15 protein-coding genes and 1 pseudogene are annotated in these 17,842 nt (G+C 62.2%); 9 read left to right on the top strand and 7 right to left on the bottom strand.

All coding sequences use genetic code 11. The annotated features are described in order from the left end of the window. Window positions 1–256: 256 nt before the first annotated feature. The 5 genes from BM438_RS33565 (at window position 257) to nagE (ending at window position 7,678) form a co-directional block, all read left to right on the top strand. A complete protein-coding gene (locus BM438_RS33565) occupies window positions 257–991 on the top strand; it encodes a GntR family transcriptional regulator (RefSeq protein ID WP_054035773.1) in 735 nt (244 codons plus the stop codon). Between the two features lie 88 nt (window positions 992–1,079). Continuing rightward, window positions 1,080–2,183 (top strand): N-acetylglucosamine-6-phosphate deacetylase, encoded by a 1,104-nt coding sequence (gene nagA, locus BM438_RS33560; protein WP_093643731.1) that lies wholly within the window; start codon window positions 1,080–1,082, stop codon window positions 2,181–2,183. Then, window positions 2,176–3,183: an SIS domain-containing protein gene (locus BM438_RS33555; RefSeq protein ID WP_093643729.1), complete on the top strand. Its 1,008-nt coding sequence runs from the start codon at window positions 2,176–2,178 to the stop codon at window positions 3,181–3,183. Before nagA ends, BM438_RS33555 begins: the two co-directional genes overlap by 8 nt. A gap of 38 nt (window positions 3,184–3,221) precedes the next feature. Then, a complete protein-coding gene (gene ptsP, locus BM438_RS33550) occupies window positions 3,222–5,786 on the top strand; it encodes a phosphoenolpyruvate--protein phosphotransferase (protein ID WP_200651379.1) in 2,565 nt (854 codons plus the stop codon). Between the two features lie 95 nt (window positions 5,787–5,881). Then, complete coding sequence (nagE, locus tag BM438_RS33545) at window positions 5,882–7,678, top strand: N-acetylglucosamine-specific PTS transporter subunit IIBC (RefSeq protein ID WP_093643724.1); 1,797 nt, start codon at window positions 5,882–5,884, stop codon at window positions 7,676–7,678. Between the two features lie 160 nt (window positions 7,679–7,838). Here nagE and cydX read toward each other — a convergent pair whose 3' ends face one another. The 5 genes from cydX to rpoH all read right to left on the bottom strand — a co-directional run bounded on the left by cydX (window position 7,839) and on the right by rpoH (window position 12,284). Beyond that, a complete protein-coding gene (cydX, locus tag BM438_RS33540; protein WP_093643722.1) occupies window positions 7,839–7,955 on the bottom strand; it encodes a cytochrome bd-I oxidase subunit CydX in 117 nt (38 codons plus the stop codon). Window positions 7,956–7,983: 28 nt separating this feature from the next. Next, complete coding sequence (cydB, locus tag BM438_RS33535; RefSeq protein WP_054035782.1) at window positions 7,984–9,120, bottom strand: cytochrome d ubiquinol oxidase subunit II; 1,137 nt, start codon at window positions 9,118–9,120, stop codon at window positions 7,984–7,986. Between the two features lie 34 nt (window positions 9,121–9,154). After that, complete coding sequence (locus BM438_RS33530; protein WP_093643720.1) at window positions 9,155–10,750, bottom strand: cytochrome ubiquinol oxidase subunit I; 1,596 nt, start codon at window positions 10,748–10,750, stop codon at window positions 9,155–9,157. Next, window positions 10,740–11,000 carry a cytochrome oxidase putative small subunit CydP gene (gene cydP / locus BM438_RS33525; RefSeq protein ID WP_093643718.1) on the bottom strand — a complete coding sequence of 87 codons (261 nt, stop codon included), beginning with the start codon at window positions 10,998–11,000 and terminating at the stop codon, window positions 10,740–10,742. Before cydP ends, BM438_RS33530 begins: the two co-directional genes overlap by 11 nt. 348 nt (window positions 11,001–11,348) lie before the next feature. Beyond that, the gene (gene rpoH / locus BM438_RS33520) at window positions 11,349–12,284 is read right to left on the bottom strand and encodes an RNA polymerase sigma factor RpoH (RefSeq protein WP_093643716.1); all 936 of its coding nucleotides are present in this window, start codon (window positions 12,282–12,284) and stop codon (window positions 11,349–11,351) included. A 364-nt stretch (window positions 12,285–12,648) separates the two neighbouring features. Between rpoH and BM438_RS33515 the strand changes: the two genes are divergently transcribed. Together BM438_RS33515 and BM438_RS33510 are read left to right on the top strand one after the other, a co-directional pair. Then, window positions 12,649–13,212, top strand: coding sequence for an acyloxyacyl hydrolase (locus tag BM438_RS33515; protein WP_093643714.1), 564 nt, complete (start codon window positions 12,649–12,651; stop codon window positions 13,210–13,212). Between the two features lie 43 nt (window positions 13,213–13,255). Beyond that, window positions 13,256–13,639 carry a nuclear transport factor 2 family protein gene (locus BM438_RS33510; protein WP_093643712.1) on the top strand — a complete coding sequence of 128 codons (384 nt, stop codon included), beginning with the start codon at window positions 13,256–13,258 and terminating at the stop codon, window positions 13,637–13,639. A gap of 250 nt (window positions 13,640–13,889) precedes the next feature. On the opposite strand, the pseudogene BM438_RS33505 reads toward BM438_RS33510, so the two are convergent. Both BM438_RS33505 and ybiB read right to left on the bottom strand, forming a co-directional pair. After that, window positions 13,890–14,873 (bottom strand): annotated as a pseudogene (locus tag BM438_RS33505) (2-isopropylmalate synthase); the annotation flags it as partial. A 354-nt stretch (window positions 14,874–15,227) separates the two neighbouring features. Further along, window positions 15,228–16,199, bottom strand: a complete 972-nt coding sequence (ybiB, locus tag BM438_RS33500; RefSeq protein WP_093643708.1) for a DNA-binding protein YbiB — start codon at window positions 16,197–16,199, stop codon at window positions 15,228–15,230. Between the two features lie 249 nt (window positions 16,200–16,448). Between ybiB and BM438_RS33495 the strand changes: the two genes are divergently transcribed. Together BM438_RS33495 and maiA are read left to right on the top strand one after the other, a co-directional pair. Continuing rightward, entirely contained in the window at window positions 16,449–17,147 is a 699-nt protein-coding gene (locus BM438_RS33495) for a fumarylacetoacetate hydrolase family protein (RefSeq protein WP_093643706.1), read from the top strand. Between the two features lie 25 nt (window positions 17,148–17,172). Then, window positions 17,173–17,817: a maleylacetoacetate isomerase gene (gene maiA, locus BM438_RS33490; protein ID WP_093643704.1), complete on the top strand. Its 645-nt coding sequence runs from the start codon at window positions 17,173–17,175 to the stop codon at window positions 17,815–17,817. Window positions 17,818–17,842 lie beyond the last annotated feature (25 nt).

The following is a 17,842-nucleotide window of genomic DNA, read 5'->3' as shown; positions in this document are numbered from 1 at the left end:
TTTTGGGCGTCTATCCGGCCGGGAAGAGAACCACTATGAACCACCTGGATGCCGTCCGGCATCCCGAATACGGGTAAATCCCGATCCATGTAAACCGCTCTCCGGGGCGCTCAAATCACCCGCTGACGCTTATCCAGCAAGGCTTTCCGCCAGTTCATGCCAGCATGGGACCAGTTGATTGACTGGTATTATGTTGGTTATATAATGGGCTCTCATTTTCGTAGGCCGCATTCTTTTAGACGACCGCCGGAGCCCCATGGAAACTCGCTGGTCCGCACTGATGCCTGACGCTCGCAACGTCACGCCGCTCTATCTGCAGCTCGCGCGCAATCTGGCGACGGCGATCCACTGCGGCGTGTGGTCGGCGGGTGAAGCGCTGCCTTCGGAGCGCACGCTTTCGGATGCGATCGGCGTGTCGCGCATCACCGCGCGCAAGGCGATCGAGCTTCTGGTCGAACAAGGCTTGATCCGGCGGGCGCGTGGCGCAGGGAGCTTCATCACGCCGCGCGTCGAAGATCCGCTGTCGCGGCTCACCGGTTTCACGAAGAAGATGCAGCAACGCGGGTTCCGGCCGGATTCGGTGTGGCTCGAGCGCGATATCCGCGCCGCCAACCGTGATGAGCTGGTGCACCTCGGCCTGTCGCCCGGTGCGGCGGTGACGAGCCTGCGGCGTCTGCGGCGCGCGGATGGCATCGTGATGGCGGTCGAGCATTCGGCGCTGCCCGCGGCGATCGTGCCTGATCCGCTGGCCATCGGCGTGTCGCTTTATAGCTATCTCGAACAACGTGGCGCTGCCGTCGTGCGCGCCTTGCAGCACTTTCGCGCGGTCAATGCTTCGAGCGAAATCGCCTCGTTGATGGATATCGAACCGCGCTCAGCGCTGCTGGTCATTACCCGTATCGGGTATAGCGCGGACCAGCGTGCGATCGAACTGACCGACACGTATTGCCGCGACGATTACTACGACTTTGTCGCTGAATTGCGCACCTGATTGGCGCGCCTGAGCGGGCCGCCGTCAAGTGCGGCACAGCCGAACGCAATTCAGTCACACCCCGCATTACGCCTCACCAGAGAGACTCATGCTGACCGGAAACATACTCACCACCGATGGGTGGATTCACGGCACGCTCGAATACGAAAACGGCCGCATCACGGCACTGACCGGCGAACGCGTCGATCCGGCGAAGAATGACGCGCCGTACATCCTGCCCGGCTTCATCGATCTGCACGTGCATGGCGGCGGCGGCTCCGACGTGATGGAAGGCGGCGACGCGATCGAGACGATCAGCCGCACCCATGCGCGTCACGGTACGACCAGCCTGCTCGCCACCACGATGACCGCGCCGCGCGACGAGCTGATGAATGTCGTCGCGGGTCTGGGCAACAACGCGCGCATTCGCACGCCAGGCGGGTCGCGTGTGCTTGGCGTGCATCTGGAAGGTCCGTACATCAACCCCGGCAAGCTCGGCGCGCAACCAGACGCGGCCGTATCGGCCGTGATGGACGAAGTGCTGAAGTATCTGTCGATCGCGCCGATTCGCGTGGTCACACTGGCGCCGGAAATCGCCGGCCACATGGAGATCATCTCCGAGATGGCGGCGCGCGGCGTACGCGTGCAGCTCGGCCATTCGCTCGGCACCTACGACGACGCCGTCGCCGCACTCAAGCACGGCGCCTGCGGCTTCACGCATCTGTTCAACGCGATGTCGCCTCTGCATCACCGCAATCCCGGCCTCGTCGGCGCCGCACTCGCGCACGCCGAATTCGCCGAAATCATTCCCGACTTGCTGCACGTCCACCCGGGCGCGATCCGCGCCGCCTTGCGCGCGATTCCGCGTCTTTACGTTGTGACGGACAGCACTTCGGCGACCGGCATGCCCGACGGCGAATACCGCCTCGGCAGCCAGCATGTGACGAAGTGCCTCGGCGGCGTGCGTCTCGCCGACGGCACGCTCGCCGGCAGCACGCTGACGATGGATCAGGCGCTGCGCAATCTCGTATCGATCGGCTTGCCGATCGCCGATGTTTCAAACCGTTTGTCGCGCTATGCCGCCGACTACCTCGGTATCGAAGACCGCGGCCGCATCGCGCGCGGTGCGTGGGCCGATGTGGTCGTGTTCGATCGTGAACTGGCGTTGACCGCGACTTACGTCGAAGGAGAATCAATTGTCGAATATGCTTAAAGAGGCGCAGGCGTCCGCTGAAACGGTTGCCGCGCAGCTCAGGGATACGTCGCGCGTGGAAGCTTTGGCGGCGAAGCTCGCCCAGCAACCGCGCCACGTTGCGCTGACAGTCGCGCGCGGCAGCTCGGACCATGCGGCGAGCTACTTCGCGAGCCTGACGATGAGCCGCCTCGGTGTACCGGTTGCCTCGCTGCCGATGTCGGTCGCGACGCTCCAGCAAGCGCCGCTGCAAGTGCGCGATCAACTCGCGCTGGCGTTCTCGCAGTCGGGCAAGAGCCCTGACCTCGTCGGCACGATGGAAGCGTTGCGCAAGGCCGGCGCGTTGACGGTGGCCGCAGTGAATGCGCCGAGCTCGCCGCTGGCGGACGCTTGCGAATTTCATCTGCCGCTCGTGGCCGGTCCGGAATTGAGCGTCGCGGCGACCAAGAGCTACATCGCCATGCTGTCGATCTCCGCGCAACTGGTCGCTCACTGGCAGAAAGACGAAGCGTTGCTCGGCGCGTTAAATACGCTACCTGACGCGTTGCAAGCCGCCGGCAAGCTTGATTGGTCGAAGGCTGTGGATGAACTGCGTGGCGTCGAACGCATGATCGTGATTGGCCGCGGTCTGGGCCTTGCGATCGCGCAGGAAGCTGCACTCAAATTGAAAGAGACCTCCGGCATTCAGGCCGAAGCGTTTTCGAGCGCGGAAGTGCGGCACGGTCCAATGGAGTTGATCGACCGCGACTACCCGCTGCTGGTCTTCGCACCGCGTGGTCCCGAACAAGCCGGCTTGCTGCAACTCGCGCGCGACATGCAGGCGCGCGGCGCCCGCGTGCTGCTCGCCGCGCCGGCCGACGTGCCGGAAGCGACCCTGCCGCTCGCCACCACCGCTCATGCGGCGCTCGATCCGATCGCCGCAATCCTGTCCTTTTATGTGATGGCTGCCGGCCTTGCCGCCGCTCGCGGGCGCAATCCTGACGCGCCACGCCATCTCAACAAAGTCACCGAAACTCACTGACGAGAAATCAGATGCGACGTGTCGAGGAGTCCCGCTTGATGAGCCATTCTGAAGGCCATATTGTTTTGCTCGCGCCGATGACCGGTCCGGTCGTGCCGCTGGCGAACGTGCCCGACCCTGTGTTTTCGGGCGGCATGTTCGGCGACGGCATCGGCATCGATCCGCTCGAGGGGCGACTCGTCGCGCCGTGCGACGGCACCATCACCCATCTCGCCCGCACCGGTCACGCAGTCACGCTTGCGACGGCCGAAGGCGTCGAGATTCTGTTGCACATCGGCATCGATACGGTCGAACTGAATGGCAAGGGCTTTGCGCCGATGGTCGCGCAAGGCGCCCATGTGCGTACCGGCGACATTCTGATCGAATTCGATCAGGACCAGGTCGCGCTGAATGCGCCGAGTCTCGTCTCGGTGATCGCGATTGCCAATTCGGATGCGTTTGAGATTGTCGAGCGTGTGCAGAACGGTATGCTGAAGGCAGGCGAAACGCCGTTGCTGGTGCTGCGCGCTCGCAGCGGCGAAGCGGCAGACGCATCGCGCCAGGCGAGCGCCACCAACGTGACCGAAGAAGCGCGTCAGCAAGTTACGCTGATCCACGCGGGCGGTCTGCATGCGCGGCCGGCAGCGCGCGCTCGTGAAGCGGCACGTGGTTTCGATGCGCGTGTCGAAGTACGTTACGAAGGGCGCAAGGCGGCGATCGAGAGCGTGGTCGGTTTGCTCGGCCTTGGCGCTGGCGAAGGTGCGACTGTCGAGTTGCTCGGCGTTGGTCCGCAAGCTCAAGCTGCGATCGAAGCGATTGCACACGAATTGACGCGTGAAGCGCACGGTGAAGTCGAAGAGAAGCCGGCGCGACAAAGTTCGCCAGCGCCGCAAACGGTTGCGCGAGCTGCGGGCGAAACGCTCGCGCCGAATACGCTCGCGGGTGTGTGCGCGTCGCCGGGCGTCGCGGTCGGCAAGCTGGTGCGTTGGGACGATGCGGATATTGATCCGCCGGAAAAGGCGAACGGCACGTCGGCGGCAGAGAGCCGGCTGCTCGACAAGGCGATTGCCACCGTCGATGCAGATCTCGGTACTACAGTGCGCGATGCGTCGCAACGCGGTGCGGTGGGCGAGGCGGGTATTTTCGCGGTCCACCGTGTGTTGCTCGAAGATCCCACGCTGGTCGATGCCGCGCGCGATCTGATCAGCCTTGGCAAGAGCGCGGGCTTTGCATGGCGCGAAGCGATCCGCGCACAGATCGCCATCCTGACCAATATCGAAGACGCGTTGCTCGCGGAACGTGCCGCCGATCTGCGCGACATTGAAAAGCGTGTGTTGCGTGCGCTCGGCTATACGAACGCCGCGGCACGCACGCTGCCGGAAGAAGCCGTGCTGGCGGCAGAGGAGTTCACGCCGTCGGATCTGTCCTCGCTGGATCGCACGCGCGTCACCGCGCTGGTAATGTCGCGTGGCGGCGCCACTTCGCACGCGGCGATTCTTGCGCGTCAGGCCGGCATTCCGGCGTTGGTGGCAGTCGGCGATGCATTGCACGCGATCCCTGAAGGTACGCAGGTTGTGGTGAACGCCACCACCGGCCGCCTCGAATTCGCGCCGACTGAGCTCGACGTCGAACGCGCGCGTCTTGAGCGCAGCCGCCTCGCCGGTGTGCGCGAAGCGAATCGCCGTACGTCGCAACAGGCAGCCGTGACGTCCGATGGCCGTGCGATCGAAGTCGCCGCGAACATCGCCACGCTCGACGACGCGAAAACCGCCGTCGACAACGGTGCCGATTCCGTCGGCCTGCTGCGCACCGAACTGCTGTTCATTCACCGCGCCTCGGCGCCGACCGTCGACGAACATCGCCAGAGCTATCAGGCCATCGTCGAGGCGCTGAGCGGCCGCACCGCGATCATTCGCACGCTGGACGTCGGCGCGGACAAGGAAGTCGATTACCTGACGCTGCCGCCCGAACCGAATCCGGCGCTCGGCCTGCGCGGCATCCGCCTCGCACAAGTCCGTCCGGATCTGCTCGACGATCAGTTGCGCGGCCTGCTCGCGGTGCAACCGCTCGGCGCCGTACGCATCCTGTTGCCGATGGTGACGGATGTCGGCGAGTTGATCCGCATCCGCAAACGCATCGACGAATTCGCTCGTGAATCGGGCCGTACCGAACCGATCGAAGTCGGCGTGATGATCGAAGTACCGTCGGCCGCGTTGCTCGCCGATCAACTGTCGCAACACGCGGATTTCCTCTCGATCGGCACCAACGATCTGACGCAATACACGCTCGCCATGGACCGTTGCCAGGCCGATCTCGCAGCGCAAGCGGACGGCTTGCATCCTGCGGTGCTGCGCCTGATCGCAGCAACCGTGCAGGGCGCGAACAAGCATGGCAAATGGGTAGGCGTATGCGGCGCACTGGCGGGCGATCCGCTGGCCATGCCGCTCCTCGTCGGCCTCGGCGTGACCGAACTTTCGGTGGATCCGGTGTCGGTGCCGGGCATCAAGGCGCGGGTGCGCAACCTCGATTATCAGCTGTGCCGTCAACGTGCCCAGGATGTCCTGGCGCTCGAATCGGCGCAGGCGGTAAGAGCAGTAAGCCGCGAAACCTGGCCTTTGGACTGAACCCCACACAGTCCGCAACCAGCTTCGCTCAGTAACCACGTAAAGCTAGAACTCAACGACGACTGTCGACAACGAGACAAGGATTGGAGGTGTCAATGGATGGGAATCCGTTTCTGAAGATTCAGCGCCTGGGACGCGCGCTGATGCTGCCGATAGCAGTGCTGCCGGTTGCCGGCCTGCTGCTGCGATTGGGCCAACCCGATGTGTTCAACATCAAGATGATCGCCGACGCCGGCGGCGCGATCTTCGACAACCTGCCGTTGCTGTTCGCAATCGGCGTGGCGGTTGGCTTCGCGAAAGACAATAACGGCGTGGCGGGTCTCGCGGGTGCGATCGGCTATCTGGTCGAAATCGCGGTGATGAAGGACATCAACGACAAGCTCAACATGGGCGTGTTGTCCGGGATCGTGGCGGGTATCGTCGCGGGCTTGCTGTACAACAAGTACAAAGATATCAAGCTGCCAGACTACCTCGCATTCTTCGGAGGGAAACGCTTCGTGCCGATTGTCACCGGCGTGGTCTGTCTGGTGATAGGCATTGTGTTCGGCTACGTATGGCAGCCGGTGCAAGGCGTCATCGATACGGCCGGCCATTGGCTGACCACCGCGGGTGCGCTCGGCGCGTTCGTGTTCGGCGTGCTGAACCGCTTGCTGCTCGTCACGGGGCTGCATCACATTCTCAATTCGCTGACGTGGTTCGTGTTCGGTACCTTCACGCCGCCCGGCGGCGCGCCGGTGACTGGCGACCTGCATCGCTTCTTCGCGGGCGATCCGACTGCGGGCACGTTCATGACGGGTTTCTTCCCGGTCATGATGTTTGGCCTGCCGGCCGCGTGTCTCGCGATGTATCACGAGGCACCGAAAGAACGTCGCGCGATGGTGTTCGGCTTGCTGGCTTCGATGGCGCTTACCTCGTTCCTGACGGGCGTGACTGAGCCGATCGAATTCAGCTTCATGTTCCTCGCGCCGGTGCTGTATGCCATCCATGCGGTGCTGACGGGCTTGTCGCTGGCGATCTGCTCGGCGCTCGGGATTCATCTCGGCTTTACCTTCTCGGCTGGCTTTATCGACTACGTGCTGAACTACGGCCTGTCGACCAAGGGCTGGTGGGCGATTCCGATCGGCCTCGTGTACATGGTCGTGTATTACGGACTGTTCCGCTTCTTTATCCGCAAGTTCAACATGGCAACGCCGGGTCGTGAACCTGCTGCCGAAGAAGAACAGATCGAGTCGTTTGCGGCTGGCGGTTTCGTGTCGCCGGTGGCGGGTGCCGCCGTGCCGCGCGCACGGCGTTATATCGCCGCGCTGGGTGGCGCGTCGAACCTGTCGGTGGTGGATGCTTGTACGACGCGATTGCGTCTGTCGGTGGTGGATGCCAACAAGGTTTCGGAAAGCGAACTGAAGACGATCGGCGCGCGTGGTGTCCTCAAACGCGGTTCGACCAACGTGCAGGTGATTATTGGACCGGAAGCGGACATCATCGCTGATGAAATTCGCACTGTGATCGCACAAGGCGGTGGCGATGCCGTGAAGCCGGTGGCTGCTGCTGCGCCTGCTGTCGCTGCGGCTCCTGTGGCTCCTGTGGCTCCCGTGGCGACCGCAAGCGGTGCTCAGGGCGGTCCGCTCGATCCGGATCCGTTGCGTTGGCTCGCCGTGTTCGGCGGCGCGGGCAACGTCGTGTCGCTGGATGCCGTGGCGGCAACGCGTCTGCGGATCGTGGTTCGTGATCCGTCGGCGGTTGATCGTCAACGTCTTGCTACGCTCGATACGGCGTGGGTTTCGGCCGACACGTTCCACATCGTCGTTGGCGACGCAGCACAGCGCTACGCCGCACAACTGGCGACGCGTCTGTCGCCCGATACGGGTGCCGGTACGGCGCCGCAGCCGGCGTAATGCAACGTTGAGGAGCGGCCTGCGCCGCTCCGTTACTGCGCTTCGGTTCCGATGAAGCAGCATTAAAAAAGCAGCAATAAAAAAGCGGCACCTTGATTCAAGGTGCCGCTTTTACGTTTACCGGCTTGAGCCTAACGGCGCGCGACCAGTAACAGATCCATCAACGTGCCTTCTGCTTACCCGCTTCCAAAGGCCGGCGCGTTTCCAGCCACATCACATTGATAATGCCGAAGGCCAACGCCACGCCAATGCCGAGAAGCCAACTGAAATACCACATCACAAACTCCTGTTATCCGTATTCCTGATCAATACATAGAATGGTGATTTTCTTCGAGCGCCGCGGCGGTCACCTTGCCTCGCATCACGCGATACACCCAGCTCGTGTAGATCAGGACGATCGGCAGGAAAATGATTACGGCGATCAGCATGATCTGCAGCGTCATGCGGCTCGAGGTCGAATCCCAGACGGTCAGGCTGCTGCGGCCGTCGAGCGAGGAGGGCATGATGAACGGGAACATCGAGAAGCCTGCCGTCAGAATCACGCCGATGATCATCAGCGAGGTCGACAGGAAGGCGCTCTTTTCAAAACGCGAGCGCGCCAGCAACAAGGCAAGCACGCCACCCACGAGGCCCGCCACCGGCGCGATCACCATCCACGGATAGTTTGCGTAGTTGGTGAGCCACAAGCCGGGCGCGCCGATCACGTTCTTCAGCAGCGGGTTGGCCACCGTATCGAGCGGCGCGGCGTCGACGATCTGATAGCCGCCGATCATCGTGGCGATCAGTGCGCCGGCAAGCAGGAATAGCACCACGGCGGCGAGCGAAGCGATCCGCAGCGCGAGCGATGCACGCTCGGCGACGACGTCGTCCGCCTTCATCTTCACGAAGGCCGCACCGTGCGCGGCCAGCATCGACACGCTAACGAGTCCGCACAGCACGGCGAACGGGTTGAGCAGCGCGAAGAAACTGCCGTGATACGTAACGCGCAGATCGGTGTCGAACGAGAACGGCACACCTTGCAGCAGGTTGCCGAATGCCACGCCGAACACCAGCGCCGGCACGAAGCCGCCGACAAACAGCGCCCAATCCCATGCACTGCGCCAGCGCGGGTCTTCACGCTTGCTGCGGTAGTCGAAGCCGACCGGTCGGAAAAACAGTGAGAACAGCACCAGCAGCATCGCAAAGTAGAAGCCGGAGAACGACGCGGCGTACACCAGCGGCCACGCGGCGAACATCGCGCCGCCAGCTGTGATGAGCCACACCTGATTGCCTTCCCACGTTGCGCCGACCGTATTGACGACGATGCGCCGTTCGGCGTCGGTCTTCGCGATGAACGGCAGCAGAATCGCCGCGCCCATGTCGAAGCCGTCGGTGAGCGCGAAGCCGATCAGCAGTACGCCGATCAACACCCACCAGATCAGTTTGAGGGTTGCGTAATCCATGATGATCTTTCCCTTGGAACAGAGTGGCGGCGAATCATGCGGCCGTGTTGGTCGGCAGCGACTGATTCAGCGGCTGTTGTTGTTCGTGGTGATAGCGCCCCGTGTGCAGTGACGAAGGCCCGAGCCGCGCGTACTTGAACATCAGCATGATTTCGATGATGAACAGCACCGTGTAGAACACGACGAAGCCGGCAATGCTCAGGTACAGATCCCCCGGCGTCAGACTCGATGCGGACAATGCGGTCGGCAGAATGCCGGCAATGGTCCACGGTTGACGGCCCACTTCAGCAACGATCCAGCCGAATTCAGCGGCGAGCCACGGCAACGGAATTGCCCACACAGCCCAGCGCAGGAACCAGCGGCGTTTCTCCAGCAGCAGGGAGCGCTGCGCGCAAAACCAGAATGCGAGCACGAACGTCGCAAGGAACAGGATGCCGAGGCCGACCATCAGTCGGAACGAGAAGAATACGGGCGCTACCGGGGGAATCGTTTTCTTGGCGGCCTGCACGATCTGATCCGGCGTGGCGTCGGTGACGTTCGCGGTGAACTGCTTGAGCATTAGGCCGTAGCCGAGGTCTTCTTTGTGCGCGTCGAAGGCGGCTTTGGCTTCGTCCGTGACATCGCCTTGCTTTAGCTTTTGCAGTGCGGCGTAGGCGAGCATGCCGTTCTTGATGCGCACTTCGTTTTGCGCCATCAGTTCTTTCAGGCCGACCACCGGTTCGTCGATCGAGCGCGTGGCGATGAGGCCGAGCGCATACGGAATGCGGATCGCATAGTCAGTGCGTTCTTCCTTCTGGTTCGGAATGCCGATGATCGTGAAGGGCGCCGGTGCGGGCGCCGTTTCCCATTCGGATTCGATGGCGGCCAGCTTGACCTGCTGAACTTCACCGGTGCGGTAGCCGGATTCGTCGCCGAGCACGATCACGCACAGTGTCGAGGCCAGGCCGAAGCCGGCGGCAATAGCGAACGAGCGCAAAGCGAATTCGGTGTCGCGGCGCTTCAGCAGATACCACGACGACACACCGAGCACGAACATCGAAGCGGTCACATAACCGGCCGATACGGTGTGCACGAACTTCACCTGCGCGACCGGATTGAATAGCACCGAAAAGATGCTGTCGAGTTCCATGCGCATGGTCTGGTAGTTGAAGGTGGCGCCGACCGGATTATTCATCCAGCCGTTGGCCACCAGAATCCACAGCGCCGACAGATTCGAGCCGAGCGCGACGAGGAACGTGACGCTTACGTGCTGCACTTTCGAGAGCCGCTTCCATCCGAAGAAGAACAGCCCGACGAAGGTCGATTCGAGGAAGAACGCCATCAACCCTTCAACGGCCAGCGGCACGCCGAAGATGTCGCCGACATAGTGCGAGTAGTACGACCAGTTGGTGCCGAACTGGAATTCCAGCGTGAGACCGGTGGTGACGCCCATCGCAAAGTTGATGCCGAACAGCTTGCCCCAGAACTGGGTCATGTCCTTGTAGATCTGCTTGCCGGTCATCACATAGACGGACTCCATGATGACGAGTAGCCAGGACAGACCGAGCGTGAGCGGCACGAACAGAAAGTGATAAAGCGCCGTGATGGCGAACTGGAGGCGCGACAGTTCTACGACTTCGCTAACGGGCATGTTGACCACCTTGGGACGGATGCGAGGCAGGCACGGACAGCAGCGCCTGCGCGACTTGTTCAGGCGGCAGCGACATATGCTCCGCCTGCGGATGATTGAAGAACGCGTACTTGAGCACCATCAGTAATGCGAATTTGATGGCGAGGACGATGGCGATATCCCGCGCCAGCGTCGGACCGCGCGCCCAGGCGGCGAGCCGTTTGCGCAGGCTCGAGCGAGGGTTGCTATGGCGATTCAGGGCTATGGTCATGATCGGTAGAAGGCAACTTCACACCGGTTTAACCGGCTGGATCCAGGCCGGTTCGGAGGCCTGGCGAGTTCATCCCGATTCTAGGAGCAATGACCTAGTGCGCGTAAGTTCGGCACTGCGGCATTGGGTCGCGAACGTCACGCCGTCTGGACAGTATTGCTATGGGGTTTGTGATACGTCAAGAAACACGTGTTTGGTGGGCATGTTCTTGAGTGAGTGCGCGTGCGTCTTCGATCGAGCGCAGGCATTGTCGAGTGGGCACAAAAAAGCCCTGCCTTCTTGCGAGGGCAGGGCTCTGCAGCTAAACAGTGCGCGCCAGACGAGCCGGCACGACTCAAGCTTTAAGTGTTACGCATATTCAGTCAACGCGCCGCGCATTTTCTTCATTGCGCTTGCCTCGATCTGGCGGATGCGTTCCGCCGACACGCCGAATTCGTCGGCCAGTTCGTGCAGCGTCGAGCCGCCCGAACCGTCGTCTTCCACCTTCAACCAGCGAGCCTCGATGATGCGGCGGCTGCGGGCGTCTAGTGCGTCCAGCGCGCTCGCGATACCGTCGCTTTGCAGCTTGTCGCGCTGACGCGAAGCCAGCACGGCTGTCGGCTCGCTATGCGAGTCGGCGAGGTAGGCGATCGGCGCGTACGACTCTTCGCCGTCTTCGACCTGACCTTCCAGCGCGATATCGCCGCCGGACAAGCGCGTTTCCATCTCGGCCACTTCTTCACGCTTCACGTTCAGCTCTTTGGCGAGACCTTCGATCTCGTCCGGCGTGAATGCGCCGAGACCCTGCTTGTGGCTGCGCAGGTTGAAGAACAGCTTGCGCTGCGCCTTGGTGGTGGCGACCTTCACCATCCGCCAGTTACGCAGAATGTATTCGTGGATCTCAGCCTTGATCCAGTGCATGGCGTACGACACGAGGCGCACGTTTTGCTCGGGGTCAAAGCGCTTCACGGCCTTCATCAGGCCAATATTGCCTTCCTGGATCAGGTCGGCATGCGGCAGTCCATAACCAAGGTAATTGCGCGCGATCGATACGACCAGCCGCAGGTGCGACAGGACGAGACGGCGTGCGGACCCAAGGTTGTCCTGCTCGCGAAATTCGGTGGCGAACTGGCGTTCTTCCGCCGGCGTCAGCATCGGAATCCGATTTACGGCCTGGATGTAGGCGTCGATATTGCCCAGTTGACCGGGCAGCAGCGAGGAATGCGAGAGCGCCAGCGCACCTGCCGAAGCGGCCTTAGCCGACGACGGGCTCAAAGTACTCGGAAGGGTCATTGCATGGCTCACGTAGGAAACTCCTTTGGAATCAGACAAAAGCGTGTTCAGTTAAAACGACTCCAGCGTTGGATGTTAGCACTCTGATTTGCCGAGTGCTAATACTTAGAGGCCGTAGGGGCATCCAAGTTCCGTAAATTCCTATTGAAATTTAGGTTTTGATAGCCATGGAAGGTCTCTGTCGGCAGGTGCGTGTGCGCCGTAGAATTTACCTAACACATTCCTTTCGGTCTTATAAGTGACCGACTTTTTCTAAAACCGAAGTGACTAATTGCGGAAATTCAACATTCTTCAGACAATCCACGAAATCAGGATTGTCTTTAGAATAGGCGGAACAATTCGAAGGTAATCAGCGTTCGACTAGGTCGGGTGTTCGATGAACAACAAAAAAAATGTTTGGCGTGGTCTGGCTCTAAAAGGTGTGTCGGCCGCTTTGCTACTTGCCTGCTCCGGAGTGGCGGCAGCCGACCAGTTCGGCGTGCAGATCGCCGGCGGTCTCGGAGATCACCACATTAAAAAACTCGATCTCGGCCTGGTCTGGGATCCGAATCTGACGTGGTGGCAGATCGGCGATTGGCACTTTTCGCTGATCGGCGAAGCGCACGTGGCCTGGTGGCACACCGACGAAGGCAATGTGCACGAGAACATCGGCGAGATCGGTGTGACGCCTATCATTCGCTTCATCGACGGAGCGGGTGCGATTCGCCCTTACATCGAAGCAGGTGCCGGTATCCGCCTCCTGTCGAGCCCGAGAATTTCTACTGACCTCACGCTCGCGACCGCGTTCCAGTTCGCCCCCATGGCGGGAGTCGGCCTCCAATTCGGCAGTCACCAGCAGTACGAGGCGGGCTACCGCTTCCAGCATATTTCCAATGGCGGTATCAAAGAGCCGAATCCTGGTATAAATTTCCACCAGCTATATTTGCAATATAACTTCTGACGACCGTGGCCACGTTCGGCTCACCGGTGCAAGGGGCTGAGCAATGGCGGCAAAGATAATCGAAGCGATTCGCGGGCTCGAGCGCGAGCGCTTCCGTGCGATGGTCGACGGCGACGGGCAGTCGCTCGATGCGCTGCTCGCGGACAACGTGAGCTATGTCCATACGAACGGCAAGCGCGAAACGAAGCGACAGTTCATCGACGGTATTACCGCCGGGCGCCGCCGCTATCGGCAGATCGAGGTGCAGTCGCAAGATGTGCTGCCGGTGGGGCGCGAGACCTGCGTCGTCACTGGGCGCGCGCTGATCGAAATGGAAGCGAACAATGGCGCGCTGCTGTTTCCGATTGCGTACACGGCGATTCACACACAGGAAGACGGGCAATGGCGTCTGATTGCCTGGCAGGCGACGCGTTGCGCGATCGAGTGAGCTTTTTGAGCTCACTCCGTTTCGCCAGTCGCAGTGGGTGAGCGCCTTGTGAGCGCTCGAACGGCAAGAGCAGGCGGGTTGCACCGCTCATGCTGAATTGGCCGCCTGGTGGGTCGGTCAGGCGGGTTTTGATGCAGTTGCGCCGCCGCTAATGCGGTCCAAACGGGGAGGGCGGCTCCGCCCCGTCTCAAGTCACTCAGGCAGCTACGCGCTGCAGATCCTCATCGCTCCACACCGGCCGCTTTGCGGCATCACCCGCATACGGATGCCGCGGATGCACCGGAATCTGATTGCAGCGCTCGACCACGCGCCGCACCGCATCGATGTCTGAAAAATCGAGGCCCGGGTCGACGCCCTGCGCGTGAAGGTTCATCGCGAGCGTAACGAGGTCCATGTTGCCGGTGCGCTCGCCATTGCCGAACAGACATCCTTCGACGCGATCCGCGCCCGCCAGCAGCGCCAGTTCCGTAGCGGCCACGGCGGTGCCGCGATCGTTATGCGGATGCACCGACAGCACGATGCTGTCGCGATAGCTGAGATTGCGGTCCATCCATTCGATCTGATCGGCGAACACGTTCGGTGTCGCGGCCTCGACGCTCGCGGGCAGGTTGACGATCATCTTGTGGTCGCGCGTGGGCCGCCAGGTCTGCGCGACTGCGTCGCATACTTCGCGCGCGTAGGGGAGTTCGGTCGTGTTGAAGGTTTCGGGCGAATACTGGAACGTCCAATGCGTGTCGGGCCGCGCCAGCGCATGTTCCTTGATGAGGCGCGTGCCTTCCACCGCCAGTGCTTTGATCTGCTCCTTCGACTGGTTGAAGACGATCTTGCGAAACGACGGGCAGATTGCGTTGTACAGGTGCACGATGGCGCGCGGCGCGCCCTCCAGCGATTCGAACGTGCGCGCAATCAGTTCGGCGCGCGAGGGCACGAACACTTCAATCGTCACGTCGTCGGGAATGCGTTTTTCTTCGATCAGCTTGCGCACGAAATCGAAGTCGGTTTGCGAGGCCGACGGGAAACCGACTTCGATCTCCTTGAAGCCGATCGCTACCAGCATCTCGAAGAATTCGAGCTTTTGCGCGGCATTCATCGGTTCGATGAGCGCCTGATTGCCGTCACGCAGATCGGTGCTCATCCAGATCGGCGCCTGGTTGATCGTGCGGCTCGGCCATTTGCGCCCGGTGAGGCGCACTGCGGGAAAGGGGCGGTATTTTTCAGCGGGATTGCGCAACATGAAATTGACCCTCGCGCTTCGTCCGAAGGGTAAACGGACGAACGCAAACGACTACAGGTTGTGAAGAACTACGGTCGGGGGTGAGACAGTAACTGCGGGGAGCTGCTTTGAAGACCGCGCTTTGGGCAACTAATCTGGATGATTCAGGTTGCCAACGCGCGGCGCTACGTCTGACTTACGCTAGACGTAGCGATAGAGGCCACGCTAGGCGGCCGGAGGTAATTCGGAGGGTGTTCGGAAGGGAACGCATGGGTCTAATGTATGACGGCTCGCTGCGGCGTGTCAACCCGCGGACGTCATCCTGGCGCGTGCTGGCAATGCCGCAAGCGTCGCGTTGCACTCACGCCGCGCACGTCACACGGGTATTTTCGCGACGTCGACGATCAGCTCCACTTGCCGTTCGATCGCGCTCGGGACAGGCGCTTCGCCGCGCAACACGGCGTCGATCCAGGCGGCTGTGGTCGCGGCGTCGCGAGCTTCGGGCAAGTCGACTTCAGGCGCGTCGGGCGACGAGCGCTCGTGCGGCACACGCGTTTCGCAGATGCCGTCGTGAAGCCAATCCACTTGCACCTGGCGGCGCGTGTCGGCCACCGCTTCGCCTTCGGTGCCGCGCGCGAGCAGGGCGCCGCCCTCCGCGGCGGCCGGGTGCGTGTTGAACAGTTGCGTGAGACTGTCGCGATATGGCGGATGCGTATAGTTCACGAGCCGCAGCCCGGCGGGCGCGAACGGCTGCAGAATTTTCACGAGCGTGTGCGTTGAATTGCGCACGCCCATCCGCCGGCGCAGCGAGAGAAGGTGCGCGAGCTTCGGCGCGAGTACCTCGATCGGTGCGAATGCGAGACGGCGCTCGGCGAGACCGTCTTCGATGTCGGCGTGCGATCGCGCGTGCGGAATCTGCAGATGTGTGAAGATTTCAGCGCTCGTCACGCGGCCCGGATCTTCCGTGACGCCATGCACCAGCACCGGCACACCTTCGCGCGCCAGCAGCAACGCGAGCAGCGGCACCAGGTTGGGCTGCTTGCGCGCGCCGTTGTAGGTGGGTATCGACACGGGCCGGAATGCCGCGTGCGGCAGATGAAGCGGTTCGAACGACGCCTGCGCGCCGGCCAGCATGGCGGCGAGTTCGTCGGCGGTTTCGCCTTTCACGCGATATGCGAGCAGCACGGCGCCGAGTTCGAGATCGGCCACGCGGCCGTCGAGCATCGCGGTGTAAAGCGTGCGCGTATCTTCGGCGGTCAGCGCGCGGGCGCCGTTCGGGCCGCGGCCGATTTCCTTGATATAGCGGGCGCAGGGGAAAAAATTGGCGGTGTCGGCGGAGTCGGTCATCGGGCGCAGTGGGACGAGGGCGTGCCGCCTTGGGCGGTCGGCCAGGGAATTCAAAGGACGCTATCCAGTGTGAGTATCGCATCTATAGCGACGAGGCGGTCCGGTGGACCGGCGATCCCACGAGACGATGCGGCCGGAGCGCCGGTCCGCGCGTGCCGGTGCCGATCCGCTGCGCGGCGCTTTGCCGCGCGTTACACTCGATGTTTTATCGCCGCGTGGGCGCGGCACAATCCAGAAACGGAGAACGGGATGAGTTACGTATTTGCACCCGCACCGGTCGTTGCGGTGCCGGTCGTGGGGTCCAGCGAGCAGTTCGCGGTGCGTCGCATCTACTGTGTGGGCCGCAACTACGAGGCGCACGCGCGCGAGATGGGGCACGATCCTGACCGCGAACCGCCGTTCTTCTTCGCCAAGCCGGCCGATGCCGTGCTGTATGTCGCACCGGGTGCGACCGGCGAATTCCCCTATCCCTCGCAATCGAAGAACGTCCACTTCGAGATGGAACTGGTGGCGGCGATCGGTAAAGGCGGCAAGAACATTCCGGCCGAAAGCGCACTCGACCGCGTGTACGGTTACGCGCTCGGCCTCGACATGACACGCCGCGACCTGCAGGCCGAAGCGAAGAAGCTGGGCCGTCCCTGGGATACCGCGAAGGGCTTCGATCACTCGGCGCCGCTCGGTCCAGTCCATCCAGTCACGACAGTCGGCCATGTCGGCAAGGGCGCGATCTGGTTGTCGGTGAACGGCGAGGAAAAACAGAATTCGGATGTGTCGCAACTGATCTGGTCGGTAGCCGAGACGATTGCCTATCTGTCGACGCTGTTCGAACTGCAACCGGGCGATCTGATTTTCACCGGCACGCCGGAAGGCGTCGGCGCGGTGGTGCAGGGCGACCTCATGAAGGGTGGCGTGGACGGGCTCGGCGAGCTCAGCGTACGCGTCGTCTGAAGCGCGGTGGGAGGAGACACATAATATGAAGCTCTACAGCTATTTCCGAAGCTCGGCGTCCTATCGCGTGCGCATCGCGCTGAACCTGAAGGGCCTGCCGTACGACTATATGCCGGTGCACCTCGTGCGCGACGGTGGCGAGCAGCTGAAGCCCGAGTATCGCAAGGTGAATGCGGATGGCATCGTACCCACGTTCGTCGACGGCAACGAAGTGATGCCGCAGTCGCTCGCGATCATCGAGTATCTGGAGGAGACGCATCCGGAGCCGCCGCTGTTGCCCGGCACGCCGGCCGAGCGCGCCTATGTGCGTTCGGTGGCGCTGCAGGTGGCGTGCGAGATCCATCCGCTGAACAATCTGCGCGTTTTGAAATACCTGAAACACACGCTGTGTGTCGACGACGACGCGAAAGACGCGTGGTACAAGCATTGGGTCGAAGCAGGCTTTGCGACGCTCGATGCACATCTGGCGGGCGATTCGCGCACCGGCAAGCTGTGCTTCGGCGACACGCCGACACTGGCTGACGCCTGTCTGATTCCCCAGGTGTTCAACGCTCAGCGCTTCAAGGTGGATACGGCGAAGTTTCCGACGATTCAGCGCATCTACGAACACGCGATGCAGATCGACGCGTTCGCTCGCGCAGCGCCTGGTGTTCAGCCCGACGCGGAATGATGCTGTGGCTTGAATGAAAAAAAGG

The organism is Paraburkholderia aspalathi (assembly GCF_900116445.1).
Classification (GTDB): Bacteria; Pseudomonadota; Gammaproteobacteria; order Burkholderiales; family Burkholderiaceae; genus Paraburkholderia; species Paraburkholderia aspalathi.
This window is presented reverse-complemented; position numbering and strand designations above follow the sequence as displayed.